At 48.2% G+C, this 26,007-nt stretch carries 15 protein-coding genes; 6 read left to right on the forward strand and 9 right to left on the reverse strand.

The window, feature by feature from the left end:
* Positions 1-185 precede the first annotated feature (185 nt).
* A complete protein-coding gene (locus tag ACKFKF_RS09110) occupies positions 186-1,001 on the reverse strand; it encodes an acyl-CoA desaturase (protein WP_446856410.1) in 816 nt (271 codons plus the stop codon).
* 193 nt (positions 1,002-1,194) lie between these two features.
* Here ACKFKF_RS09110 and ACKFKF_RS09115 point away from each other — a divergent pair, with 193 nt between their 5' ends.
* A complete protein-coding gene (locus ACKFKF_RS09115; protein ID WP_446867434.1) occupies positions 1,195-2,430 on the forward strand; it encodes a methionine gamma-lyase family protein in 1,236 nt (411 codons plus the stop codon).
* Between the two features lie 633 nt (positions 2,431-3,063).
* Positions 3,064-5,802, forward strand: a complete 2,739-nt coding sequence (locus ACKFKF_RS09120) for a right-handed parallel beta-helix repeat-containing protein (RefSeq protein ID WP_446867435.1) — start codon at positions 3,064-3,066, stop codon at positions 5,800-5,802.
* 264 nt (positions 5,803-6,066) lie between these two features.
* Here ACKFKF_RS09120 and ACKFKF_RS09125 read toward each other — a convergent pair whose 3' ends face one another.
* Together ACKFKF_RS09125 and hetZ are read right to left on the reverse strand one after the other, a co-directional pair.
* The gene (locus tag ACKFKF_RS09125; protein WP_446867436.1) at positions 6,067-7,068 is read right to left on the reverse strand and encodes a PatU; all 1,002 of its coding nucleotides are present in this window, start codon (positions 7,066-7,068) and stop codon (positions 6,067-6,069) included.
* 11 nt (positions 7,069-7,079) lie between these two features.
* Entirely contained in the window at positions 7,080-8,267 is a 1,188-nt protein-coding gene (gene hetZ / locus ACKFKF_RS09130; protein ID WP_446867437.1) for a heterocyst differentiation protein HetZ, read from the reverse strand.
* A gap of 88 nt (positions 8,268-8,355) precedes the next feature.
* Here hetZ and ACKFKF_RS09135 point away from each other — a divergent pair, with 88 nt between their 5' ends.
* On the forward strand, positions 8,356-8,838 hold the full coding sequence (locus ACKFKF_RS09135; RefSeq protein ID WP_446867438.1) for a hypothetical protein: 483 nt from the start codon (positions 8,356-8,358) through the stop codon (positions 8,836-8,838).
* Between the two features lie 634 nt (positions 8,839-9,472).
* Here the strand turns inward: ACKFKF_RS09135 and ACKFKF_RS09140 are convergent.
* The 4 genes from ACKFKF_RS09140 to ACKFKF_RS09155 all read right to left on the reverse strand — a co-directional run bounded on the left by ACKFKF_RS09140 (position 9,473) and on the right by ACKFKF_RS09155 (position 17,717).
* Positions 9,473-10,903, reverse strand: coding sequence for an HlyD family efflux transporter periplasmic adaptor subunit (locus ACKFKF_RS09140; protein WP_446867439.1), 1,431 nt, complete (start codon positions 10,901-10,903; stop codon positions 9,473-9,475).
* Complete coding sequence (locus ACKFKF_RS09145; protein WP_446867440.1) at positions 10,900-13,818, reverse strand: peptidase domain-containing ABC transporter; 2,919 nt, start codon at positions 13,816-13,818, stop codon at positions 10,900-10,902. Before ACKFKF_RS09145 ends, ACKFKF_RS09140 begins: the two co-directional genes overlap by 4 nt.
* 57 nt (positions 13,819-13,875) lie before the next feature.
* Positions 13,876-14,667, reverse strand: coding sequence for a peptidylprolyl isomerase (locus tag ACKFKF_RS09150; protein WP_446867441.1), 792 nt, complete (start codon positions 14,665-14,667; stop codon positions 13,876-13,878).
* Between the two features lie 200 nt (positions 14,668-14,867).
* Positions 14,868-17,717 (reverse strand): esterase-like activity of phytase family protein, encoded by a 2,850-nt coding sequence (locus ACKFKF_RS09155; RefSeq protein ID WP_446867442.1) that lies wholly within the window; start codon positions 17,715-17,717, stop codon positions 14,868-14,870.
* A gap of 425 nt (positions 17,718-18,142) precedes the next feature.
* On the opposite strand from ACKFKF_RS09155, the gene ACKFKF_RS09160 reads away from it, so the two are divergent.
* Positions 18,143-21,886, forward strand: coding sequence for a hypothetical protein (locus ACKFKF_RS09160; RefSeq protein ID WP_446867443.1), 3,744 nt, complete (start codon positions 18,143-18,145; stop codon positions 21,884-21,886).
* A 96-nt stretch (positions 21,887-21,982) separates the two neighbouring features.
* Here ACKFKF_RS09160 and ACKFKF_RS09165 read toward each other — a convergent pair whose 3' ends face one another.
* On the reverse strand, positions 21,983-22,675 hold the full coding sequence (locus tag ACKFKF_RS09165) for a chemotaxis protein CheW (protein WP_446867444.1): 693 nt from the start codon (positions 22,673-22,675) through the stop codon (positions 21,983-21,985).
* Positions 22,676-22,839: 164 nt separating this feature from the next.
* On the opposite strand from ACKFKF_RS09165, the gene ACKFKF_RS09170 reads away from it, so the two are divergent.
* Entirely contained in the window at positions 22,840-23,247 is a 408-nt protein-coding gene (locus ACKFKF_RS09170) for a transposase (protein WP_446867445.1), read from the forward strand.
* Between the two features lie 475 nt (positions 23,248-23,722).
* Here ACKFKF_RS09170 and ACKFKF_RS09175 read toward each other — a convergent pair whose 3' ends face one another.
* Positions 23,723-24,598: a GNAT family N-acetyltransferase gene (locus ACKFKF_RS09175; protein WP_446867446.1), complete on the reverse strand. Its 876-nt coding sequence runs from the start codon at positions 24,596-24,598 to the stop codon at positions 23,723-23,725.
* Between the two features lie 101 nt (positions 24,599-24,699).
* Here ACKFKF_RS09175 and ACKFKF_RS09180 point away from each other — a divergent pair, with 101 nt between their 5' ends.
* A complete protein-coding gene (locus ACKFKF_RS09180) occupies positions 24,700-25,563 on the forward strand; it encodes a hypothetical protein (protein WP_446867447.1) in 864 nt (287 codons plus the stop codon).
* The last annotated feature ends 444 nt before the right edge of the window (positions 25,564-26,007 follow it).

A 26,007-nucleotide genomic window follows, 5' to 3' on the forward strand; every position in this document is an offset into this window, starting at 1 on the left:
GGGGGGCAGAAGTGCTGAATAACGAAGCGAGAAAATTCCATCGAATTCACGTTAACGTAGAGGCAATTTTCTCTCATACCCAAAAGTTTTAGGGTGGTCAAAGATTGCCTCTACACTCAGTCATTAGTTCAAAAGTAGTTCAACAGTGCGATGGAAAATCGATCGCGATTCTCACAGTCCGCTTTCTACTCGTCGCCTGCCAGTTTGACCTTGGTTGCTAATCCCAGAGCTTGTAGTAGCTGGATCGTCATCCAGGTCATGTCGATTTCCCACCACTTGATGCCGTGACGAGCCGAAAATTGGTAAGCGTGGTGGTTGTTGTGCCAGCCTTCGCCATAGGTCAAGATCGCCACCCACCAGCAATTTTTGGAGTGATCGCCTGACTCATAAGTCTGATAACCAAACTTGTGTGTCGCGCTGTTGACAAACCAGGTGCAATGAAACACCGCCACCAGTCTGACAAACACGCCCCACACCACAAAGGGCCAACCACCCAGCAAATAAAGAATGATGCCTAAACCGATTTGAATCGGAAAGAAAAACTTTTGCAAAAAGAGATAAAACGGATCGTTAGCAATGTCTTTGGTGTATCGGCCAATTTCGTCTCTACAAGGAACTTCATAGAGCATCCAACCCATGTGGCTCCACCAGAAACCTTTGTTGGAATCGTGGGGATCAGCCGCTTGATCAGAATGTAAGTGGTGCATCCGGTGCATCCCAATCCAGTCGATCGGCGCACCCTGGCAAGAAAGCGCTCCACAAAACACCAAAAAATACTCCAACCATTTGGGAGTCTGAAAACTCCGATGTGTCACCAGACGATGAAATCCCAATGTAATCCCCAAACCACCTGTAACCCAGTGTAGAAAAACCGCTACACCCACGGCTGCCCAGCTAAAGTTGCTCGGCAAGAGCGCAAAGAGCGCCCCAATATGCACCGCAGCCATAAATAAAATGACGGGCATATCTAAGCGAAGTTGTTTTGAAGTTGCGACAGTCATGCAGTTGTCTCGATATTTTGAATACAGTGCCTATAGTCTGTACGAAGAAGTGACCTGAATGGGAAGCGCTGTCGTCAAGGGGAGCAGGGCCGTATAATGAGTTCCCGATGTCTCCGATCTGGTGAACAGGCTGTCCAGGCAGGTTAAACCGACTCGCAAACTTCACTTTAGCGTTCTCACCCACAAAAGGCAGATGGATAGCTCGACAAAGCTGCGACAAGCAGAACAAGCACTGATCCCGATTTTTTCTGGTATTGACTCTCAGGTCAAGGAAAATCTGAAACGAGTTTTGGCGGCCTATCGAAATCATCGAGTCGGGGTGCATCATTTTTCTAGCGTTTCGGGTTATGGACACGACGATTTGGGGCGGCAGGTTTTGGATCGCGTCTTTGCCGAAATTGTGGGCGCAGAAGCAGCCGCAGTCAGGGTTCAGTTTGTTTCGGGAACTCATGCGATCGCGTCTGCCCTATATGGTGTTCTACGTCCAGGGGACGAAATGTTGGCGGTGGCGGGGCCCCCTTATGACACGTTAGAAGAAGTGATCGGCTTGCGGGGCACGGGGCAAGGTTCGCTTAAGGAATTTGGGATTGACTATCGACAGTTAGACTTGACTCCAGAGGGCACCATCGATTGGCATCGATTACAACATGCGATCAATCCCAATACTCGTTTGGTGTCGATTCAGCGATCGTGCGGCTATTCCTGGCGACCCAGTTTGTCGATTTCTGACATCGAAAAAATTGTTTACATCGTCAAACAGCAAAATCCTCAGACGGTCTGCTTTGTTGATAACTGCTATGGCGAATTTGTCGAAGATCGAGAACCAACGGCGGTAGGGGCTGATCTAATGGCGGGATCGCTGATCAAAAATCCAGGGGGCACGATCGTCACCGCAGGCGGCTATGTGGCTGGTCGGGCCGATCTGGTTGAGGCGGCCGCCTGTCGGTTGACAGCTCCGGGGATTGGCAGCTTTGGTGGAGCAACCTTTGATCAAAATCGGCTGCTCTTTCAGGGACTTTTTCTCGCGCCTCAGATGGTGGGTGAAGCGGTGAAGGGCAACCATTTGACGGCTTACGTGTTTGAGCAGTTGGGCTATTTGGTAAATCCTCGACCGATGGAACCTCGCAGAGACGTGATTCAGGCGATCAAGCTGGGTTCACCCGAAAAGATTATTGCGTTCTGTCGATCGATTCAGCAAAATTCGCCGATCGGTTCCTATCTCGATCCGGTTCCTGGCGAAATGCATGGCTACGAGAGCGAACTGGTGATGGCAGGGGGCACCTTTATCGACGGCAGCACTTCAGAATTTTCGGCGGATGGGCCACTAAGAGATCCGTATGTTGTTTTCTGTCAGGGTGGGACTCACTGGACTCACATCGCCATCGCATTAGAAGCGGCGATCGAGGCAGTTGGGCAACCCGATCGTTAAATTTTGACTTTTTAGAAGCGAGTTAAACAGGCTATTTGAGGCTGGCTTTGTCAGTAAATAGTCGGATATCTTCCTGATTATATAAGGTGTCGATCGCTGCATTTGCTTACGTGCCAAAAATTAGGGGCATGATTGCTTAAGTGTCGATCGTGCTTCCACCAGTCCTCGACCTTGGTCAACTTTATTTTCTTAAATAGCATCTCAGTGATTCGCGGGTATACTTTTGATAGTTCTTGCTAAAGTCACGTAGTGGTGTTTCTGTTGACGCAGTTCGCCGCCAGGTTAAACAGTATTTTCACGGATACATCAACTCAGTCAAAAGGCGGCTTAAGAAAAAATACATAAAAAATACATAGTAGGAGGCGTAGGAGGCAACGTTGGGCACCTCTCAAAGTTTGTTGGCTGAGTTGAAAAATTCTCAAGCTTTAAGAAACAGAAGAGGTCTTGCTTCAACCCAGTTTTAGGCAGCTTCTAACTTCTCGACAGCTAATTGCCTGCATGAATTTTTGTGGAACAGCGTTTTGGACAGGCGTTTGAGGAAACCTGTTTGTGACTACTCAACTCTGTAACTCGATCGCGCTTTGTTCAAGCACTCTTCTAAACATCCTTCTAAGCATTGTGTGAGGATTCTCAATGTCACCATTTACCCGATATATCACTCTAATCTCCTGGGGACTAATCGCCCTTGCGCCCGCTGCGGCAGCCCAGACCCCAACTCAATCCGTGTCGCCCCACAAAGCCTTTGAGCGGGCATTCTACGTTAACGAGGTGTGGAAGCATCCCGCTTTTGAGACAGTCAAGCCCAGCAAGCCTGCTCCAGAATCTGTTGAAGCGATCAAACCCAAAACGACGGATGCCTCTAAGGTCGCCCAAACCGCTACGCCTCCTGTAGCTCCTCCCACTGCCACACTTCCCCCGCCCCCTGTGCCCACGTTCTCGCCTCGAATCGGGGTTCGCTACAACAGTCAAGGCGCAGGAATCAATCAGGTGGTTGGCGTTGAAGGCTTTATTCCCCTGTCGCAAACGCCTGCTCAGCGGATCACATTCTTGGAAGGACGTGCGCTTTACGACACCGAAAATCGCGCCTTTGGTGGCAACTTTCTCGTCGGCTACCGCGCCTTAAATCCTCAAAACCAGCGCATTTTGGGTGGCTACTTGGCCTATGACAATCGCGACACAGGCAACAGCTTCTTTCATCAACTGGGTGCAGGCGTTGAAACTTTGGGTGAAGACTGGGAGGCGCGAGCGAATGTTTATGTGCCGATCGGGGCAACGCGCAATCAGTTAGGAGAAGCATATCGTGGAGCGACCTTTCAGCAAAACTCACTGGTTCTCGATCGCTTTCGTCAATATGAAGCGGGACTGGCTGGGGTGGATGTGGAGTATGGGCGCAAGCTGACCAACCTCGGACAAAGTGGCTCTCTGCGCGGCTATGCGGGATTGTATTACTACGCAGGCAATGAGGGCGATGATGCGTTGGGGGGGCGAGTGCGGTTGGCGGCAAAGATCAATGAGTTTGCGGCGATCGGCTTCACCGTTCAGCACGATTCTCTATTTGACACGAGAGCGTTTGTCAATGTGGGACTGAGTTTTCCTGGAAATGCAGCGCGAGGAGAAGACCGCAATCTGACGATCGTGTCTCGGTTGGGCAGTTCTGTCGAGCGGACGATGAGTGTCACTGTAGATGAACAGCAAGATCGCGATCGCGTAATTGCTTTGGCACCCGGAACTAATCAGCCTTTGCAAGTGGTTCACGTTGAGTTAGGAACGGCGGGCGGAAACGGGACGGTCGAGAGTCCGTTTGGGACGGTCAATCAAGCTTTAAATTCAGCCTCGAATGGGGTGGTGTACGTGCGTTCTGGCACTAATCCTGGAGTTGCAGGGTTTACAGTCCCAGCGGGTGTCAGCGTGTTGTCTAATGCGGTGCCCCAAACTGTTAGAACGGCGCAGAGCGATCGTGTCCTTCTCCCTCAGTCGGGGAGCGGAGTTTTGCCAAATGTGACGAGTACGATTACGCTCGGTAGCGATTCAGCGTTGTCTGGTTTTCGGATCACGCCTGATACTGGGTCAGCGATCGCTGCAAACAACGTTTCAGGAAATGTCTCGATTACCGATAACGTGATTCCAACTATGAATGGCGTTGCTCCAGGAATCAGCGTTGAAAATGACTCAGTGCCCGTCAATCTTACGATCGCTCGTAACACCATCACGGATACCAGAGCCGAAGGCATTTTTGTTAGAAGCCGAGGAACCGCACAAACTACAGCAACGGTAACTGATAATTCAACGGCTGATACGATCGCATCGGGAATCAAAATCTTCACGCTCGATGACGCTCAGTTAAACGCTAACGTTGCCAACAATACTGTCACTACAAATCAATCAACAATCGGTCAAGATGGTGCAATTCGCATCGGAACTTTTAACAACGGACGAGTTGAAGTGACCGTCGCTAACAATATGATTCGAGACAACGAAAGTAATGGGTTGTTTATCGGATCAGAAGATACTTCGATCGTGCGTGCCAACATTCTCAACAACACTGCGACAAATAACTTGGGGATTGGTTTATTTTTTGGAGCAAGACAATCGAGCAAAGAAATTGGCTTCATCTCTGGCAACACCGTTTCGCGCAACCGACTTAATCCCAACATTGATCCGCCTGGATTCCCCAGTGGACATGGCATCTTTGTCGGCGCACAAGAACGAGCCGAGAACATCACCACGATTTCTAACAACACGGCGATCAACAACGAACAAAACGGAATCTTTGCCTTTGTCGCCAATCAGGGTAAAGGAACCTTCAACATTCTCAACAACACAGCCAACAACAATCGCCGGAATGGAATCGAAGTCAACGTTGGCTTGAATCCGCCCCCTCCACCGCCCAATCCGATTATTCTGCCTCCGCCGCCTGTCGGGACAGTTCAAGGCGTTGCGATCGTCAATAACAATACGGCGATCGGCAATGTGGGCGAAGGCCCTCCAGGACAAGAAGGCGGCGGCATCATCGTGGTGGCTTTTAACAACGCAGCGCTTCAGATCTCAATGCAGGGCAACCAACTTCGCGGCAATGCAACGTTTACCAACGGATTTGCCGGGATTGGGATGGTCAGCTTGGACAATGCCCGCATCTTTGCTAACGTCCGATTTAACACGTTTGCCCAAAATGCCGCCCCCGGCTTCAATGCTCAATCTACTGGAAACAGCGGGGTCTGTCTCAAGTTAAACAACAACACCAGTGACAGTCCGCTCATTGTGGGACGAGGAACTGGGACAACCTTCCAGGCTGACACGCTGGGGAATGCTGGCCCGCCTGTGATTCAGTCGGGGTTGCCAATTAGCGCGATCGGAGACTGTGTAGTTCCGTAAGCTTTGGACTTTAGACTTTGGGCCGAAAAGCATTTAGAGCCTTTAGTCTTGAGTCCTCTTTTCTGCTCCTCAAACACAGCACAAAAAAAGTTGAACACAAACGATCGTGGTTCAACTCAATGAATATTATTCAACGGACTAATCCATTACTTGAGAAACGGTAAAGGGTGAACCACAACTGACCACGGCATCTACTTTGCACCTGGAGGACTAGAATGCTTCACCTGATTGAGAAAACATTCACCCTTTACCGTCCGTTATTTTTTATCCCACGCTCATCGGAGAAATCGCAAAAACAAGCTTGTCTTGTTCACCTAGCTGTACTTCTAATGGGTAGGTTTTATTGGGAGATAAATCCCGTAACTCTAGATTGAGACGGCCTGCATCCGGACGATCGGCTAAGGCTTGCCATTCTTCACCCTGCAACTGTAGGCTGCCACCACAAGGGAGATCTGCTTCTACCTTGAGCCGCACCGATCCTTGACTGAGTTGATATTCAGCCTGCAAGGTCAGCAGCCCTTGATCGGTTAGCCATTGTCGATCGACTTTGGGTTGACTGGGTGTGACGGTTAGCGTCAGAGACCCCAAAATTTCACGGACTGCCATCATCGACAAGGCCATTTGTTGAGGCTCGATCGCATCGTCAAAGCTAGTGGGTAGGTCAGTTTCGGGTAAGAGCGTCCCCGCAGAACGGGCCGGAGCCACTGTGACTAATCTAGCGACATCGTTAAGCAGTTGAGTCTGCCCTGGAAACAGAGCATCTACCGCCTTGACGAGTTTTGCCCCCTCGCGCAAAGAAGACAAAACCACCGCTTCACACCGTTCTAAAAGCTGCACCAAAACGGTTTCGGGCAGGGCAACAGGCAGACTGAGATTGCGGAGTTGAGCCATCCACAATGAGGCTGTTGAGAACACAGGACTGGTGACGCTCGCTGGCTCCAATCGGTAGTCAGAAATTTCTTTCTCCCACGGAAACAGCGGCGGCTTTTGTTGAATTTCAAGTTGAAGGCGACGTTTCAGCAGCGCATGAAAACGGTCTTGCACAGCAGGTATCTCTCCCGGTTTTAGTAACATATCCTCCTTGAAGAGGTTGGGTTGGCTCGACTCAGAGACCTCCGATGTAAAGTCTTGTGAATGAGTTGCGTCTTCTGCGAGGTCGGCAAGGATCAGGGGATCAATGCTTTCGAGATCGGCAGGATTCGTCAAACCCAGTTCTTGCAATAACTTCAGGTAACTTCTTTGTTTAGCCTCTGAGTCGTAATCCATTTGATAACACCCTATTCATCAGGAGTTGAACTTCCTCCGGAATCTTGGTCATTACGAATTTCCCAAGCGATTTCCAGAAGTTTATACCACTGTTTTTGGACTTGATTGACCGTACAACCCAGCGATTGCGCGATCGTAGCATCGGTTGCCCGTTCCTGCTTCAGCTTCAACAATTCGCCTTGCTGAGTCGTGATTTTGTCGTGTAGCGTCTGCCACTGTCGATTTGATAGTCCCAGATTGCGCTCCAGGTCAGCCTCTAGCCACTGATGTACCAGTTCCCAATTGCTGGAGAAGGCAAATCGAATCAGGTGATATTTAAATCGCTGCTGAAGATAATCGCGCTGACGAGACGTTAGCCCCAAAATTTGCTCGATTTCGTTGGCGGGCAGATCTCTCAGACGCAGCGTAAAGTAGTCAATACAATCATTTTGCTTGCGTTCTTCGAGATAGGCAATCAACTCTTTGATCACCGTCTGCCGCAGCGTGTCTTCTTCAATTTCTGGCTCTTGAGCCACCATCTGCTCACGAACCTGCTGAATCGAGGCCACATTCCAGGGCGTTTCGGACTCTGACAGTGTGCCCTCGGCTGCCCGCTCCATATCAACCAGGGTCTCGGAAGGCTGCTGTTGAGAAAAGGTTTGTGCTCTGAGAATGATCAATTGCTGGTTACGGTTGCCGGGAAGGGGGATTCGCCGTTTGCCGTAGCGCTCAGAAAACGCCATGTACTCAGCTAGATCTAGCAGTGATTTGGGCGTATACATCGAGCCGACCTGCGTTTCTCGACGAAAAGCGGTGAGGGCTTCGACATAAAAGCCTTGTAAAAAGTCTTCGATCAGCGTCAATCGAGCTTGATAGCTGGACTGACTTTGGATGGGATTGATATAGCGATAAACGACCGCGCTGAGGTTGCTGTGTAGCTCTACCCGACCACGCCGAGAGCCGAGTCGGTAGTAGCCCAAACATTGCTCTAGCCGATGCCGAGCCAGCGCCGTTGCCCAAGCGTCTGCTTCTCCGGAGGCTTGAATGCGTTTGCTTTCAGAGCAGATTCTGACCACCTCTTGGGTCAAGCGATCGGCAACATCACGGCAATTTTGCTCTGAGGCATTGGTTGCTTGTTGCAGTTCGCTTAACAGAAGTTCAAAGATGGCATCCACGCTCTGGCAGACATCCCCCACGATTTCTAGTGTCTTACAAATCAATTGCTTACTCTCAATTTGGTTTTGACGAGGTATCGATCACAATGAATGTAGGTAGAAGAAACCCCTGAAATTTAGATGGATTGGTGAAATGGATCTAGACCAACAAGTTCAGGCACTCATCAAGGGTGCGCCGCAGGATGGAAATACGCCTCAGCTGATTGAGTCGATCGCTCCTGTGCTTAAGTTGCTGGCTGGTCGCTTGCGTCATCTGGAGTATTACGTGATGCAAACGCTAGATAACGATTGGGTGATGTTTACTTTGAGTCATCGTACCCAAACGGAAGTAGAGAAGAACGTGATTTACGCTTTCCCGACGCTCAAAGACGTGTCCGCAGGTTCCTTTTCCCGCTCTGATCCCAACTTGATTGCGCTACCTGTTCCGGTCGTAGACATTCTGTTTCAAATGCTGGCGATGAATACAATCTTCAGCACCATTTTTTTTGAAACACCGGGGAACGTGACGATCGGGACAGAGATTCAACGAGGTGAGCTAGAGCAATTAATCCATCAATATTGGCAAAGTTCGGTAGATGCTGCTTCTCAAACGAATATTCCGAGTGATATTGCTTGAGTGATTTCTGGTAGATTACAGCACTGAGATGCTTAAGTTGGGACTGTAGGGTTTGGCAAGTTGTGGATTTAAGTTTCCACAGGTTCAAAGTTTCAGTTCCAACTCCTTAAGTTGAATTTTTGATGGCAACCGCTGATTTATGATTTCGCTTCTGATTGTACCGAGTAATTACGGAGTTATTTGCAAGTTAACTAATTCAAACAGAATTCTTAAACAAATTGATGCTTAGTTCATGAAATCTTTACGTAAAAGCTCCTGCTATGTGACGGAGATCACGATGTGATTTGAAGTTAATATCAATTAAAACGTGATTGCGTTAAATTCGTAGAATTAACTAATCATTAGGCAAAAAAACAAGATTTTTTCAGCAATTTGACGGTTATTTCAATTATTTAATACAAATGACGTAGCATCTTTCTGTAAATTTACTCTATTCCCTTTTAAAACACTTACGTATTGCACAATTTACCCATTTCTTCTAATTAAGAACTTTTTAGAAATTAGATCGCCAAACTGTTTAGCAATCAGTAAAAACAACTGCGTGAATTCTAAACATTGGACTCTAGGTTCTAAAGATTGGACATGGACATGGGACATTGGCGATCGTCTAAAGTCTTCGGTCTCCATCTTTTCTTTAGCGAGCAGATTTTACGCTCTCGACTTTTTGCAGCATTCCATCAAGGAGGATGTTGATCACGGGGCGCTGACGCACTTTAATATTGACCGTCAAAGACATGCCCGACTGGAGCCGAATAGTACGACCTTGGATGGTGAGCGATTGTTGATCGAGGCGAATCGTCGCTGGAAAGCTGTAAAACGGACGAATCTGGGTCGGGGGCAGCGCATCAGAGCCGATCGCCACTAACTGCCCTTTGATGTCGCCAAACTCGTTAAACGGGAAGGAATCGATTCTCACGTCCACGGGCATTCCTTCTTTGACAAACCCGATGTCCTGGTTGGTGATGAAAATTTTGGCGGTGAGCGCGTTGTTGGGCACGACTTTGAGAATCGGCTCGGTCGAGCTAACGACAAATCCCGGATTAGCTGCTTTGAGGTCGAATATTGTGCCGGCGGCGGGGGCGCGAAGCTCTTGATACTTTAAGGTGACTTGAGTTTGGCTGAGTTGACCATCGATTTCAGTAATTTTCTTTTGGTTTTCGACGATCGCTTTATTTAACTGACTGTCAATTTCGGCAATTTTCTTTTCGTTGTCTGTAATTTTTACCCATATATCCTGAGTCGAGAGGGCGATCGTATTTTTGAGGCGTTGATCAGACTGAGCGATCGCCAGCTTTAGACGCTCCTCTTCCTGTATGAGTTGAGTCACTTCGGCTTGATTGGTTCTCAGTTCTTGCTGCTGTTTGAGAAACTGAATCCGAGAAATGCCGCCTTCTCTGGCGACGGGTTCAAGGTCGCGGTTGATTCCCTGGTTAATGGCTGCAATATCTTGGGCGCTGGCAAGTCTAGTCTGAGTTTGTTGAAGCTGACGTTTTAGCTGTTCGGTTTCGAGTTGTGCAGTTGCCGTTCGAGATGTTTTTTCTTGCTGACTGGCGCGCAAACGCAGTTGTTGGTCGGCGGTTAGATTGCTTGATGAATCGTTGAGTTGCGATCGATAGAGTTGATTTTCTGACACCAATCCCAAACGATTTTTGGTCAACGCTGCTAATTCTGGCGACCTCACTGTTTCGTCTATTTGGGTCATGGAACCTGCAATTGCTGCTTGATAAAACTGCTTTTCTTGGATCAATCCAGTCCGAATTTTTTGTAATGAAGTTAGCTGTGCCTGTGCGCTAGTGGAATCTAACGTCAGGAGCAAATCTCCCTGGTTTACCGACTGACCTTCTTTGACATAGACCGCCTTCACCACGCCATTTACAGGAGCTTGAATTTCTTTAACTGACCCTTGAGGTTCGAGTTTTCCGGTCGCGGGAATGGCTTCCTCAACTTTGGCCACACCGGCCCAGACCAAACTAAATGTGGTGACACTGACAATGCCCCAAACGATCGCACGCGAGAGGAAGGGCGATCGCTGTAGAATAACAGGCTGGTCAAACTGAGTCGTCATACACTAGCCGCCTCCTGCTGTTGGTAAAGGCAAAAATATCGACCTTTGAGTGAAATTAAGTCGGCATGAGTGCCCTGCTCGGCAACCAAACCTTGATCGAGTAAAAGAATGGTGTCTGCGTTGCGAATGGTGCTGAGACGATGGGTAATAAAAAAGACGGTGCGACCTCTAAAAGCCTGTGCCAGATTGAGACAGACTTGACGTTCTGATTCGTAATCTAGGGCGCTGGTGGCTTCGTCGAGAATGAGTAAGCGGGGATTTTGAAGAATGGTACGAGCGATCGCAATCCGTTGTCGTTGGCCACCCGATAGTGATGATCCGCGTTCACCGACTCTAGTGTTATAGCCATTCGCCAGATCCATAATAAAGTCATGCGCGGCCGCAATCTTTGCAGCGTTAATAATTTCTTCGGCGGTTGCGTCTGGATAATTCAACGCAATGTTTTCTTGAATGGTGCCCTCAAATAATAAAGTGTCTTGCGGAACGATTCCAATCTGTCGTCTGAGTGAGTAAAGCTCAACTTTGTTAATGTCGTATTGGTCGATGAGAATGCGACCCGACTCCAGGGGATAGAGGCGCGGCAACAGCTTCATCAAGGTACTTTTGCCCGATCCACTTTGCCCCACTACGCCGACAAATGAGCCTGCCGGAAATTCTAAACTGACATTGTTTAATTGAAGTGGCCCTGTCGGATTAAAGCGAAATGACACATTTTCATATTTGACGGTGCCCTGAATGACTGGCATGGGAATATTTTGGCGATCGACCTCCGTCGCTTCGAGCGGCGTATCTAAAATGTCGCTGAGACGCTCTAAAGACAGGGCGGTTTCCTGGAAGTTTTGCCAAAGTTGAGTGAGACGCAGTAGTGGACTTGTGACGTAGCCTGCAATGATCCGAAAGGCAATCAATTGACCCAGTGTAATTTGCCCCTGTAGCACCAGATAAGCGCCCACCCATAGCACGAGCAATCCTGACAGTTGATTGAGAAAATTACTTGTAGAACTGGCTGCCGTAAAGGTGAGAACCGTCCTAAACCCAGCACTCACGTAACGGGCGTATCGTTCTTGCCACTGCCAGCGCGATCGCAGTTCGATATTTTGAGCCTTCACCGTCTGAATGCCGGACAGCACCTCGACCAGATGCGATTGGGCTTCGGCGTTTCGTTCGGCTTTGACGCGCAGTTGACGACGCACGATCGGAGACGTAATTGCGGTTAATGCTGCAAATAAAGGTAACGTGGCTAAAGCCACTAGTGTTAATAGCCAGCTATAAATAAACATCACAACGATGTATATCACAGAGAACACGGCATCTAACACAACGGTTAACGCGGTTCCGGTTAGAAATTGACGGATATTTTCTAGCTCGTTGATTCGGGTGGCTAACTCTCCGACAGGTCGCCGCTCAAAATATCGCAACGGTAACCGCAACAGATGATCGATGATTTCGGAACCCAGCGCTAAATCAATTCGATTGGTTGTATCAACAAAGAGATAAGTCCGTAAACTGGTAAGAATTCCTTCAAAGACGGCAATAACGATTAGAAAGACACCCAACACCCGCAACGTATCGGCACTATTTTGCACCAGCACTTTATCGATAATTACCTGAGTCATTAACGGATTCGCTAGACCGAATAGCTGGACGAAAAAGGATGCAACAAAAACCTCAATTAGAATACGACGATATTTGTATAGCGAAGGTAAAAACCAACTTAAGCCAAACTTCCCTGTAGGCGCGCTTTTAGTCGGTTGTAATAGCAGAACTTCGATCGTTTCAGACGGCTCTGAATCTGATGCTAAATCTTCTGGTTTTCGTCGCAAAATTCCCGCTTCTGGAACACCTAAAACGATGGTTTTTTGAGTGACTTCATACAGCACTGCAAAATCACGCCACTGCACGATCGCGGGTGTCTGAAGTCGTCCGATCGCGCCCACGGGCACTTTTACCAATTGGGCTTGCAGTCCGAGCAATTCAGCAACGGCTCCACAGTGCATCAGAGACAATTTTCCAGTGCGATCTTTCTGATTAGACAGTACCCGCCGCACGCCATCACGTCGAAAAGGAAGTCTCAAATGCTGACTCAACATCTGAAAACAAGCGATCGCCGACTCCAAATCACCGTGACCTCGGACGTGAGGATACTTCTGCTTAACGGAAGCTAGATCAGGTTCAGGGGGGCGATCGGGCGCGTAGGGAATTTCTTCAAGCAATGGGGGCGTTGGGACGATTGGAGCGGCTGAAGGGGCAAGCAGGGCGCTGGGAAAGCCGATGAGACGCAGATTGGATCTATTGGGAGTGATACGATCGCCGATCGCCTGATCTGGAGACGTAGGTTTGCTGCTAATTAGCCAGGTGTAGGAGTCGTTTGAGGTCTGCGGCGTGTGAACGATCGCCTGTGGGTAAAAAATTAGAGCGAGTTCTTTAAGGGTTTTGGCTCCTGTTTGTTGTAAAAATAATTCGCTGTCTGCGCGGCGTTGAAGTTCGATAGTCAGTAGGTCGAATACTTCGATGATAGAAGGACGATTGTAAAAGTAATCAGAAACTTTGGATTCTTGTTTCAGTAATGTTAAAAAAGCTGCAATGGGAAGCGTAATGCAGATTGTTTCAGTGGAAGCGATCGCAGTTTCACAAGCAATTCCTCTGATCCAACTCACCCATCCCAGAATAGCACCGGGCTGTGACCGTTCTAGCGTAATGGGTTCGTGAAAATCGTGCCCTAACAAACGTACTTGTCCTTCAAACAAAATCGAAATTTGACCCGGCATTTGTTCTCGCGTCAAAATCACCTGTCCCATCCGGTAGCGCAATAACTGCGTTTGGTTGGCAAGGGTGGCGATCGCGGCTTCTGAAAGTTGATCAAAAGGCGCAAGTGTTGCGAGAAAAGTTTGGGTGCTGCTGGTCGTGTAGGTCATGAAGAGGTGAGGAGTCAGGAGTGAGGGGTGAGGAGTCAGGAGGCACCATTTAGAAGCTCAAAGTTCGGAGTTTAAGGTCAATTCCTCGTTGATTTTGGTTTGTAGCCAGCTTTCGTAGAGTTCGGTGAGGAGGCGGTGACGCATGGAGTCGTCGAGCTGGGCGGGGAGAAATTTTTCGAGGCGGACGATAACAATCCAATCGTTGAGGCGGGTGGGAGGAAGAAGCTGTCCGGGTTGGCTGGCTGACAGCATTTTGGCGAGAATGGGATGCGGCGTACTTAGCTCCATTGGGCCGATTAGTCCGCCGGTTTGGGCTTCTTGACCTTGAGAGTATTCACGGGCGAGTTCTGGAAAGGTTTGCTCTCCGTCTTGAATGCGAAAAAAAAGCTCTTGCGCTACCCCTGCATCACTGACGCGAATCAGAGAATAAATCACTTTGTCGAGTTGGGCTTTGCGCTGTAGAAAATGAGATTCTAAGTGATTGCCCCAAGTTGCTTGCTTAAATTTTTCGATCTTAAGATTGCGTGTGATGAGTTGTTCGAGTTGGCTGGGCGTTAGATGATTTTGCTGTAACCAGGACTGGCGATCGCTCTCCGCAACAATCTGACGTTGTTCATAAAACTGCTGACGGGCGGCGATCGTTTCTTCAAAGCTGCACGCTAAGGAAGCGATCGCTTGATCAATAATCAACTCACGTAATAGCTGCGGCAACAATCGATACTGCGTGAGTAATGCTAGAAGCTTTGAAGGTGCGATCGTTCCTTGTCGAAGCTGCTCTAAAGTGGATTGCTCCGTCATTTCAGAGATTAATAAACGAGAAGATCCGTTCGCTTGTAAGCTTGCAGTCATGATAGTTGCTGGTAACAGAGTTGTTAACCTGGAATTCCCTGATGCAATTGTGACCGTATTTGGAGACAAAAAAGGTTGTGATGAGGTTAACGTGACATTATCAATTGTTTACTATCACTTCTACAATCTCTTTAGCATTAAAAATCTGTAGGAATGCCAGACAGAACATCCCTACAGATAGTGCTATTTTTTCGTTACATTTAGACGATCGTAACGGCGTTAGGCTGTGTCCATTTCAGCGTTGCCAGCAGATCATCGCCACTGCTAACCAGGGTATCCAATCCACTTGCAGTCACATTCAATACAGCGTTGGCAGATAAACCGCTACCGCGACTGATGCGATCGTTAGAACCAAATCCAACAATCGTCACCGATCCCATTCCGGCATCCAAAACGAATCGATCATTGCCGCTTCCGGTATAAACGGTGTCATTCCCTGTACCAGATGCGATCGTATTGTTGCCTTGACCTCCATAGATTAGATCGTCTCCTGCACCTGTGTTAATCGTGTCATTTCCGGAGCCAGCGTAAATGAGATCTTTACCATTCCCAGTCGTGACTCGATTATTACCTTCGCCAGCGTAGATTTTGTTGTTGCCGTTGCTGAGATTGAAGGTGTCATTTTGTGATCCTCCATAGGCAATATCGTTGCCGTCACCAGTATTGAAGACATCATTACCGCCGCCACCAAAAAGTGTGTTGTTCCCGTTTCCTGCAACAAACAACTCATCTTTTGCAGTGCCATACAGTTTGTTGTCTCCGTCGCCTCCCTCAATTAATGTGGTTGGCAATCCCACACCCGCCAGACCAACCCGTGGGTCGAGGTTTAAGGACTGATCAAGGGTGAGTAGAATGCTCTCATTGTTATCGATCGCTGGAGGTCTGCCAATCGAAAATGGATAGTTATTATCATTGGCAACGAGAATAGTATTCGCATCAATGACCAAAACATCCTCGATCGTTTGGAAGGGAAATCTAAAGGTGGTGCTGCCGTCTTGATTCAGATCATTGGGGTCTTGAATATTCAGCAGGTTAGCCACTTCTTCTTTAGCCACAAACCCATTGGCATCTTTTTTTGACAGATCCACTTTGAAGATCTTCTTAAATTGAGCCGCTGCGCCCTGAGCGTTATCACGTTCGATCACCAAATATTCAGTGGCATTGATCACGGTGAAATCGCCGATCGCATTGCTGGCTGATTCTAGCTGATAGTAGCCGACCAACCCTTTGAACTGCTTGGAGGCAACATCAAATTCGTGAATCCGCAGCGCATTCTCAGGATCGCCTACCACAAAGCCTTCGAGCAACGGATAGAGCGTCAAGCGATCGGGACTCACAGCCATTCCCTCAAAACCTCTCGAACCGCCAAGATTAGCTAGTTTCGTGCCTGCCAAGACATCGGGATTGTCGGGCGATCGCACCAAATCAGCCACCACTTGATCGCGTACTTTGTCACCCGTGCCGGGAAAATCGGTAAAGTAAGCATCGACCCCCAATTGAAGGAATTGTCTAAATTCAGCTTCAGGGTTGCCATTGTAGTTGGCAGCTAGATAGCGCGCCTCGTTGCGGAAGGTGTAGGGATGCACCTGTAAGCCTGCTGCGTGAGCATCTTTGACTAGAGAAGTCGGAGGCAGGGTGGTTTTATCTGCGTCGTTCACGGCTCCATCTGCGTTCACGTCATCGGCTTGACCGTCCCCATTGGCATCCACGCCTTTGACCGAGACAATCATCCGCTTCCAGGGGCCAATTCCGTCGGCATAGGTAGCGATTTCTTTGAGACCATCGGGCGATCGCAGGTCAGCATAGGTGCGTGGGTCACCACTGACGACGAAATCGTAGGGTTTGATTTCAATCAGCGATCCGTCGAGTCTCACATCTTCTGCGTCGAGAAGCTGAACTAACGGCACATCAATTAGCTGATTTAGCTTTTTGAGATTGCCCACCTCAAAGGACTGAATGAAAACGGGGGAATCTTTTTTGTCCCAGCCATTTTCTTTGAGAATTGCGACTAGAGGTTCTTCGAGCGCCAACGATTGGGGCCCAGGGGTCACAGTCGAAACGTAGGTCGGCTTGCTGAAATAAGTGGGGTGTTTGGTTTCGGGATAAATGCCGATCGTCCGCCCAGTTTCAGCACTTTTGCGCTTTGCCAGATCAATCACTTCTTGCAATGTCGGAACTTCAAACAAACCATTAAAAGACTGATCCCGGAATGGTAATCTTTCTATCGCTCGTAGCGTTTTAATTTCTGCTAACGTGAAGTCTTCAGTAAACCATCCAGTGACCGCAGCCCCGTCAATCATTTTGGTAGTCTTGCGATTCGCAAACTCAGGACGATTAGCGACATCCGTGGTGCCAGAAATCTCATTCTCGTGCCGTGCGATTAAGATTCCATCTTTGGTTGAAACTACGTCAGGCTCAATGAAGTCAGCGCCTTGCTCGATCGCTAATTCATAGCTTGCCAAGGTGTGTTCTGGACGCAATCCACTTGCGCCTCGGTGACCCAAAACGAGTGGCGTTTGTCCGTTGAGTGTATTGAGCTTAAAAAAGTTGGGCGTGGGAACAGGCGCATCGAGCAGCTTGCCGCTGGTGTCAAAGTGGAGCAAGTAAGGGCCGAATTCATCCCCAATCCAGATCGTTCCGTCCGCATCAAATACAAAAGATTCAATATCAAAATCGGCTCCTGTTAGCAACCGTTCTGACGTGTCGTTGTTGGTGAGTTTGAACGGTGCTTTCTGGTCAGGATCAGACAGTTGAATAAAATCTAAAACTTTAACACTGCCGTCACCGCTGCCTACTTCTCGAAAATTAGGATCGATGCGGTAGATTCTCAGCAAGAAGTCCGAGCTATTTCCCTTTGCTCCAAACCCGTTGTCAGGCATAAACCAGAGAGTCTCTTTGTCTGCAAATTGGACGGCGCTAAACCCCTGTACAGGCTGCCCTGAAAATGGAGAAGGACGATTTGTAGAAACGACATCTTTACCCGCCTGAGGCCCAGGCGCAAACGTGTCAGCAGGAAGTGAAGCGAATCCTTTAAGGGTTGCGTTTGACATATTTTTAGGAATGGTAATGCGATCGATGGGACTCCGACAAGCAAACTGATTCCCTTCACCAGACGATTGAGTGAAGCGTTGAATTGAGAAAAACCAGGTTTAGTATCGTAGATGTCGATCGTGAATCCAAGTTCGCTAGAAGACATTGAGTATAAGATTTCGTAAAGGATACCGAGATTTTGCGGAGTGTTGCGAATTGTATTAGTTAATAGCCTGCTGCTAACCTGGCGTTAATTAAATTGATCACTTCAGGAATCACGATCACCCGCCGCTAGTTTTTGCTCATCATTGTGCATGTGACAGTTTTTGTGACAGTTGAGAAAATGGGTGATTGATCCTGCTACCAGAAGAGGCGCTCCGATAGAGTGAAGCGCAAGTGGTTAGCTGTGAGTAATTTGCCATTCACCCTTGTTTAGAAGCGTCCTATGACCTCTTCTCCTCGCCCCATCACCGTCGATCTAGATGCCAATCATCCCAATCTGTTAAATGGGTTAGAAGCCTGGTTGCAGCTTGATTTACTGACCGATCGACAAGTTCAGTCGTTGAGCCGTCTTTATTTAATTTGTGCTTTGCCAGACGTTTTGGTGGCTCCCGTTGTCAGAGAAGCCAGCTCTTCGAGTGACCCGTCGGAAGTCGCAGTCACGGACTTTATCACAACGATTCCCAGAGAGCAGCGTTCTCAACCTGGGCCGGCTCCGAGCAATTTTTTGACTCGATTTATGCAATCCTTCATGGCAGAACTCAGCGTCGTTTGGCTGCTGGTGTTGGGCGTGTTTATGGTGATTGTGTCTTCGGCGGTGCTGGCGGCGAGTCAGTGGCAAAACTTTCCGTCTGTGGGTCAGTATCTTGTGCTGTTGGCTTACACCTTGAGCTTTTGGGGTGTCTCAACCTGGGCGGGTCGTCAAGAAAATTTGCGGCTGACAGCCTCGACGCTACAAATCATCGCGCTATTGTTGGTTCCGGTTAATTTTTGGGCGATCGACCGTTTTCTCCTTCAGTCTTTTCAGCTTCAGAATGGGGTAACGGCAGCGATCGCAGGTTTGATTCTCACAGCAATCACATTTCCACTATTTAAAAGTTCGTTACTCTCTGCTAGTGCCGTCGAAAAAACACGATCGCTGCTCTGCTATTTGGGACTCAGCTATTTACAAAGCGGTTGGGAATTCGCACAATTTCCGATTTTAGCGATTTATCTTGCTGCGGTTGGGCTAACGATCGCACGTCCTCGATCGTCGTCCAAATTACTGTCACTGCTTGGGTTTGCCTTAGCGCTTCTCTTGATCCGGGCGGTGTTTATTGTCGGTGTGGATGTTGCTCAGTTGGGTCTAGCGTTTGGAATTTGTGGCTGGCTGACGGCTCGATTTGCTCAACAAACAGAACGATCGCGGCGATCGTGGTCACTCAGCAGTGGATTGCTTGGTTTGGGCTGGTTAGTGTCTGTCGGCAGCGTGCCCTGGCAGGCGCTGGTCGTGAGTGCGATCGGACTATGGGTTTGTGTAGAACGGCTGCGTCGATTTTGGCGGCGATTTGAGGTCGTGGGACTGGTCGCGATCGCGCTACAAATGTCCTGGTTACTTTGGCGCTTGATTCCTCCGACAACTCAGGTACAGATTGTTGAATTTTCTACGCGCCTGACTGAAACTCAAGGAATCCCAGCAGCATTGTTAGGGTTGATTTTATTTCCCTACGTGCCTATCACGCTAGCATTGTCAGAATGGTTGCACCAGCAGCAGAAACCAGCCTTAGAAAAACTCGCTGCCAGAATTGCATTAGCGTTGGGAATTTTGTTCACTGGGCTGAGTGTATTTGTGCCCCTGACTCAAACCTGTAATTTATTCTTATCGACTGTCACGCTGGTATGCGTTACCTGGCGCTGTCGTTCTCGTTTAGCCTATGATTCTTTAGTTCATTTCACTCATCTCATTGGGTTATTTACAATTCTATCTGCGATTCACTATTGGTTTCCAGATTTAGACCAGAGCCATTGGGCAGGAGTCTTGCTCGTGTTCACGATCGCAGAGTGGGTTTTTAGCGTAACCGTTCAAACTGTGTTGCAGAAAAGCGCCTGGTATGTTGGATTCGGCTTTGCGGCTGCATCCTATACGCTATTATTAGAGAAAGCTCCACCAATTTTATCAACCAGTTGGTTAGTGATTCCTTTAGCGTTAACTGGAATTGCCGTTCGATCCTCAGACAGACGACGAATTGCAGCCTGCGTCAGCACGATCGCGCTTCTGGCGGTTCAGTTTCTTACTTTACAATCTCCAGAAACAGGACTCTTTAGCTTGGGGTTAGCAGCCTTATTGACGGTCGTAAACTCACGCTGTTTGCTCCAACTCGAAGCGGCTCAGATCGCAATTGGGTTCAGCTTAACGTTTATCAGTTGGCTGCTTTGGCATTGGGTGCCAGGAATGCGAGAAGCAGAAAGTTGGCTTTTGGTGGGTGCGATCGCTACAACCCTACTTTGGCAACTGCGTGGAATCTTTCAAACTCGAACCTCACAAATTCTTGCCCTTTATGAAACTGCCAGCGATGGGTGGGCCCTGTTTCTCTGTGCAGGGGTTTTGATTGGTTCAACGGTTCATGCGATCGCACTTTACGCAGCGCTTACTTCGCCCTCCCTAGTTGTCCTGGCAGCAATTTTCCTCGTGACAGCCGCCAGCACCCGTACCTGGCAAACCCGCTCAGAGCTATCATTTTGGGTCATCGGACTGGGCTTAGAGTTACTAGTTGCCGAAAGCCTGGCCTGGGCAGAACCCTCCATTCCCTATCTGAGCATTATCAACGTCGGATTAGGATTGGCGACTCAAGTGGTGGGCGATCGACGGCAGACAAATGGATTTTGGGTTTGGCATGGATTGCCTTTGGTCTACGGTAGCTTTGCGCTGTTCCTGCGTCTGCAAACCTTTGAGTCGTGGACGGGCATGATTTCTCTGGGTGTGGCGCTGATTGCCATTGGAGTCGGTCGCCGCCTTCCGACGCTTAAACCATTGACTTATTTGGGCGCGATCGGCATCTCTCTATCGGCTTATGAACTGCTGTTTTATCAAATTCAGGCATTAGATTGGAGCGATCGCTTAATGGCTATGGCAACCCTTGGTGCCGTTCTGATGGCGCTCTACAGATGGCTATTTCCGCTGTGGTCAAACTACTTTCGATTAAGTCTTGCCGAAGTGAAACAACTGGCCCATCTTCACTGGGGAATGAGTAGCCTTATTTTAATCGGAGCGGCTGTTCTCACATTACTCGTCCCCACTCCTGGAACTTTAGCGCTAATTGGTTTTACAACAGGAATGATCCTCTCGCTGTATGCCATTTTTCAGGCACGACGACACCCTAGCCTCACAACAGCCGAGTTTTGGCTCTACGCAGGTCTCTTAGAAGCCGCAGGGTTAGCCTGGTATCTCAGCACAAAACCCTGGTTTAGCGGAATTTTTAGCAGCATTTTCCGTCCTTATGCGGGGGCACTTACGGCGATCGCTGCCTTCTTGATCTTCGTGACTCCGTGGGATCGGTTGGGTTGGGCAAAGCGCTCCTGGCAAAGGGTTTCGTTGGCGGTTCCTCTTTTGGTGCTGGTGGGAACGGCAGCGATCGTACAGCCGCTCAGTCTGATTGTTACAGGCGTTTTCTATAGTTTAGTTGCTTCCATTCGTCGAGAAGTACGCTGGACTTATCTCAGCGTTGGCTTACTAAATTGGTTAGTTTTGAGTCAGTTAAATCGGCTGAATGTTGATTTGTTGTTCTGGCAGGTGCTACCGATCGGGGTCTCAACTTTGTACTTTGCTTACATTGAGCCATCTTTTCAGCAATCAGACAAGCATGAATCTCGCCACTATGTTCGGATTTGTGGAGCGGGTTTAATTTGCATTGTTGCTTTGTTTACTCAAGAGAACTATGGTATCCTTCCTGGCATTGTCAGCTTGATTGCGATTTTTGCCGGACTGGGACTAAAGACCCGTGCATTTCTGTATGTCGGAACGGCTGTCTTTTTGCTTAATGTATTCAATCAGCTTGTGATTTTAGCTACGGTCTACTCATTCCTCAAGTGGGTAATTGGTCTGTGTATTGGAATTCTCCTAATCTGGGTGGCTGCTAACTTTGAAACCCGTCGAGAGCGAGTCACAACCTTGATGCAAAACTGGCTTTCTCAGCTACAGGAATGGCAGTGATGAGGAAGGAGACTTGAAGGACTTGTAGGGTAGCACTTCTCACTACCCTTTTAGTATCATTTCCCTAAATAACTTTGAGCTAGAGAGTTTGTCACTCTACTGAGTGATTAGTCCTTTTGCAAATAATGTAGGTAGATCAAAGATGTACAGCGATCGCTCTTGATAAGGCACTGTTCCTTGAAGATAGTCAACGGGCACGGACTCGATCGCATTTGAGATCTTGGACAATTCGCGTGGATTTAACAAAAACATGGTATCTCGAATTCCATCAACCACGATACCAACCACAAGGCTATTAACCTCGATGACCATAACTTTAGCAGGACTAACAAACGTCTTTAATGGCTGATTTAACAACTCCTTAATATCAATTAAAGTAAGAATCTCACCCCGAAAGTTAATGTTTCCAACAAAATGACTGGGACAGCAAGGAATCGGAATGACTTGACGAACATCTAGAAATTCTTTGATGATTTTTAAGTCAAATCCAAAAACCTCATTGCCCAACGCGATCACCGCTAAAGGATTTAATCCTTCTGCATGTTTCCCATCTGCGGATTGTTTGAGCCTGTTTGTTCGCTCTTGTAGAATTGCTCTTTCTTCCGAGGTCGCAGTTGGGCAAAATTTAAGCTGCTGTACTGATAAAGATTGAAGACCCTCCGATCGCTCTCCATCGTCATCACCGTTACCATTAGTTCTGTTGTTTAACCAATCAACGCTAGTGATATTTTGTTGAATCTCTGGAAAACAGCCCCACTCCTCTGGAGCGTTTAATACCAAATCAACCAACAAATGATACTCATAAAAATCAGTTAATTAACCGATTTCTATCTCTCAGATTTGAAAAAACCCCATCAGGGAAGCCGTTTCAAAGTCCCCCAAAATGGGGGATTTAGGGGGCGAGGATCTGTATCAGTAACTAGTGAATTTGGTATAAGATAAAGATCTCCTCGTTGATCGTAATATCAGCAATCGTAATATCAGCAAGGATATGGTGTGCAATCAAAGCGACGAATGGGATCAAACGGCATCTGGCGGTTGATAGCTTAGGCTTTCCGTTTTTTACCCACTGCACCAGGGCGAATGTGACCGATGACCAAGGACTCATTGAGATGCTGACCCAGAACATCGACTACTTCCGACAAAAGCCTTCCGACCTGCCCAAGGCGACCCTTTTGCTCGACCACGGCTATCACCCTAACAAGCTTCAGAAAGCGCTGGAGCAGGTCTGTCCAGAGATTATGACTAAGATTGAGTTTGAGGTGTCAGAGAAACCGTCAAAGGCTCAGAAGGCGGTTCAAGGCAAGTCAGGGTTTGTGCCCGTGGCAGTGCGATGGGTAATTGAGCGCACAGCCCTGTAGGAGGGTTTCCCTCCGTCCGCCATCGACTGGGCAAGAGAGCGGTCTAATAGTTGGGTAGAACGGTGCAAGAACTTGGTCAAAAACTTTGAGTGGACATTAGAACATGCAAGAACAAAGCTCAATCTTTGCTTCATTCGGTTGATGGTGAAGCGATTAGCAACTTAAATAGATGTCAAATGGATTCTATAGTATCTGCAAATTTTTACGAGATACCCCTGCATTCAAAGAAACCCCCGTTATTATTCTTACGGGCCAGAACAAGTCTTCAATTGATCGAATCCATGCAACAATGGTTGGTGCAACCGAATTTTTAATTAAACCTCCCCACCCTCCAGAGCTGTTGAAACTTGTTAAGAAGCATTTGGATTTGAAGGGCGAGACTAACTCAGCTTCCACATCATAGTTATTAGGTTCATACATTTGAATTAGGTCAAGGCTCCTCTTTTGAGGGTTCCTGAAAAATCAGAGATGAAACCTAACCTAACTCCAAACTGGTGACACCAAAAATACGATCGCTCTCTACGTCTGGAATCCGACCATGATACATGCGGACACAGGTAAACACAGGCTGTAGTCGGTACTTTTGAATTAGAGACGCGATCGCTGGATTCACATCAGGTAGATCAATGAAGACAGGTTGATCTGCAACATGACCGATCAAAGCACGAAAAATACAATCCGCAATGTCAACGTGATCAGCAAACAAAGCCCCAATTTTGAAACCTTGACGACAAGGACGTAACACGCCATATTCCACCAAGCGATCGCTGGACAACACGCCGTAGGCGGCTCCTCCTCGGACAGAAATCCAGGGTTTTAGAAAGTGAGGACGACTGGCTAAAAAGAGTTCGGCATCATAACGGACAAGCTCTGAGAACGGCACATTGATTAATGGAGTCACTTCATCAGATGGGACGGGTGCAGATCCTTGTGCATGGCTCGACGCTTGATAAACATGACGAACATGACGATAAGCCGGGATAAACTCAAGGCGGCAACAAGTGGCTTCTCGATCGACCACTCCATCCAGTCCAATCCAGTGCTGAGACGGCTCTAATCTTGTAGATAATTGCTGCCACGCAGCTTGCCAAATCTGTTGCCCGTAGCCCCGTTTCCGCCACTCTGGTTTGACAATGTATAGACCGATGAATGCGAAGGTGCGATCGTAACAAACCGCCGAAATACAGCCGATCATTTCTCCATTGATCTCTGCCTTGAGAAAGCCTGCGGGATCTGCTGCATAAAACGCGATCGCGTCCTCAAGTCCCGGATTCCAGCCTTCCAGAGCAGCCCAATCTAACGCCAATTGCACATCCGCCAGCGACATCGATCGCACCTTCAAATCATTCATTCCTGCCTCCAAAACAGATTACCCGCATGGGCACTGTAGAAGTTTAGGAAAATTAGCAGAATTTGAGAAGTACAGCCTACACCCAATTCTCAAAGGAACCCATGATAGAAGTCTCAACCCTGGAACTCTTGGTCAAGCGAATTGCTCCTAAAATGGCATTACCTCCCGCAGCGCAATCGGTCGCGCGTCGCGTCGTTCAAGGCTACTTTTTGACAATCTCTAACCTCGAAGCCAAAGATCTGAGATATCGATTAGAGTTTCGCATCAGTTTGCCTGACAGTCCCGCGGATATGGATGCGGTCGATCGCATTCTAGAAGGCAACACCTTTTTGATCTACGACATTGCTGGGTTTAACAACATCTTGACGCTCAATCGCATTGGCATGACGGGTCGATATGTGAGCCAGGAGTTTATTATTCCTGCTCAAAAAACGGCTTCTGTCGAACTGCTACCTGATGTCACCAAGTTTGCCAGTTTGCCTGATCCCCAGTTAGAAATTCGCGGCTATGTGTCGCTGTCGTTGCCTCGCGATTTTTCGGGTTCGACTCCGTTTGAAAAACTGATTGGCAAACCCCAACTGCCTCAGCCCGCCAAAGTGCTACTCAATGCTGAAATTCGCGGCACGTTTTTGCCCAACGATTTCCCCAGCAATCCCAACAGTGCTGACTTTGACCAAATCAACTACTCTCTAACATTGGCAAGCGGCAAAGCGCTCAATCTGGTGCCCTCTGAGCCTTCTAGACTGTTGGTGCCTGGTAGTGCAGTCGGGATCGAAGTCACATCTGAAATCCCCAGTCTGCCCCCTGCCAATGGAAACGGAACCGACTCCGCAAATCTTGTGTCAATGTTGGCTGCAATGTTATCTAATGGCAACGGTAACGGAAGTGGAAATGGGAACGAAATTGAAACCTTAAATCAATCGTTCGCCGAGCTAAATCTACCGCTGAGAATGTCTGCGCTCTAAGTTGTTAAATCCTTCATGGGGGAACTTTGAACCAAAACTTATGGCTTGAAGTTCTCCCTAACTAGAGGGTTTGATTAGACGACGTGATCAATAACGCAGTCAACGACTTTATTGAATTTACAACAATTCGCGTTGAAGCCTCGATCGACGTAAGTTCGACAAAGTTTTCTGCTTCGGTTTCAGGTGCTTCTGCCTCCCAGCCCTACCGTGTACATACAAGTCGTCGCTTCGTTTCAGGCGGCTTCTGCCCCCTAAATCCCCCATTCTGGGGGACTTTGACCAAGGAAAGATTTCCAAAGTTCAGAGCCATGACGACGGCTCAAAGTCCCCCATTTTTGGGAAATTTAGGGGACGAAGGATCTCAGCAATGACAGATCGATCAACTTGTGCATACACGGCAGAACCTCTCAACCTGGAGGACTTTCAGACAGGATTTTTGGTTCA

Source organism: Phormidesmis sp. 146-12 (assembly GCF_052939495.1).

Excerpts from the sequence above, each read along its gene's own strand:
- ACKFKF_RS09110 (WP_446856410.1), bottom strand. The coding sequence starts at position 1,001 with ATGACTGTCGCAACTTCAAAACAACTTCGCTTAGATATGCCCGTCATT.
- ACKFKF_RS09150 (WP_446867441.1), bottom strand. The coding sequence starts at position 14,667 with ATGACTGCAAGCTTACAAGCGAACGGATCTTCTCGTTTATTAATCTCT.
- ACKFKF_RS09180 (WP_446867447.1), top strand. The coding sequence starts at position 24,700 with ATGATAGAAGTCTCAACCCTGGAACTCTTGGTCAAGCGAATTGCTCCT.
- ACKFKF_RS09160 (WP_446867443.1), top strand. The coding sequence starts at position 18,143 with ATGACCTCTTCTCCTCGCCCCATCACCGTCGATCTAGATGCCAATCAT.
- ACKFKF_RS09120 (WP_446867435.1), top strand. The coding sequence starts at position 3,064 with ATGTCACCATTTACCCGATATATCACTCTAATCTCCTGGGGACTAATC.
- ACKFKF_RS09115 (WP_446867434.1), top strand. The coding sequence starts at position 1,195 with ATGGATAGCTCGACAAAGCTGCGACAAGCAGAACAAGCACTGATCCCG.
- ACKFKF_RS09135 (WP_446867438.1), top strand. The coding sequence starts at position 8,356 with ATGGATCTAGACCAACAAGTTCAGGCACTCATCAAGGGTGCGCCGCAG.
- ACKFKF_RS09145 (WP_446867440.1), bottom strand. The coding sequence starts at position 13,818 with ATGACCTACACGACCAGCAGCACCCAAACTTTTCTCGCAACACTTGCG.
- ACKFKF_RS09175 (WP_446867446.1), bottom strand. The coding sequence starts at position 24,598 with ATGAATGATTTGAAGGTGCGATCGATGTCGCTGGCGGATGTGCAATTG.
- ACKFKF_RS09155 (WP_446867442.1), bottom strand. The coding sequence starts at position 17,717 with ATGTCAAACGCAACCCTTAAAGGATTCGCTTCACTTCCTGCTGACACG.
- ACKFKF_RS09125 (WP_446867436.1), bottom strand. The coding sequence starts at position 7,068 with ATGGATTACGACTCAGAGGCTAAACAAAGAAGTTACCTGAAGTTATTG.
- ACKFKF_RS09140 (WP_446867439.1), bottom strand. The coding sequence starts at position 10,903 with ATGACGACTCAGTTTGACCAGCCTGTTATTCTACAGCGATCGCCCTTC.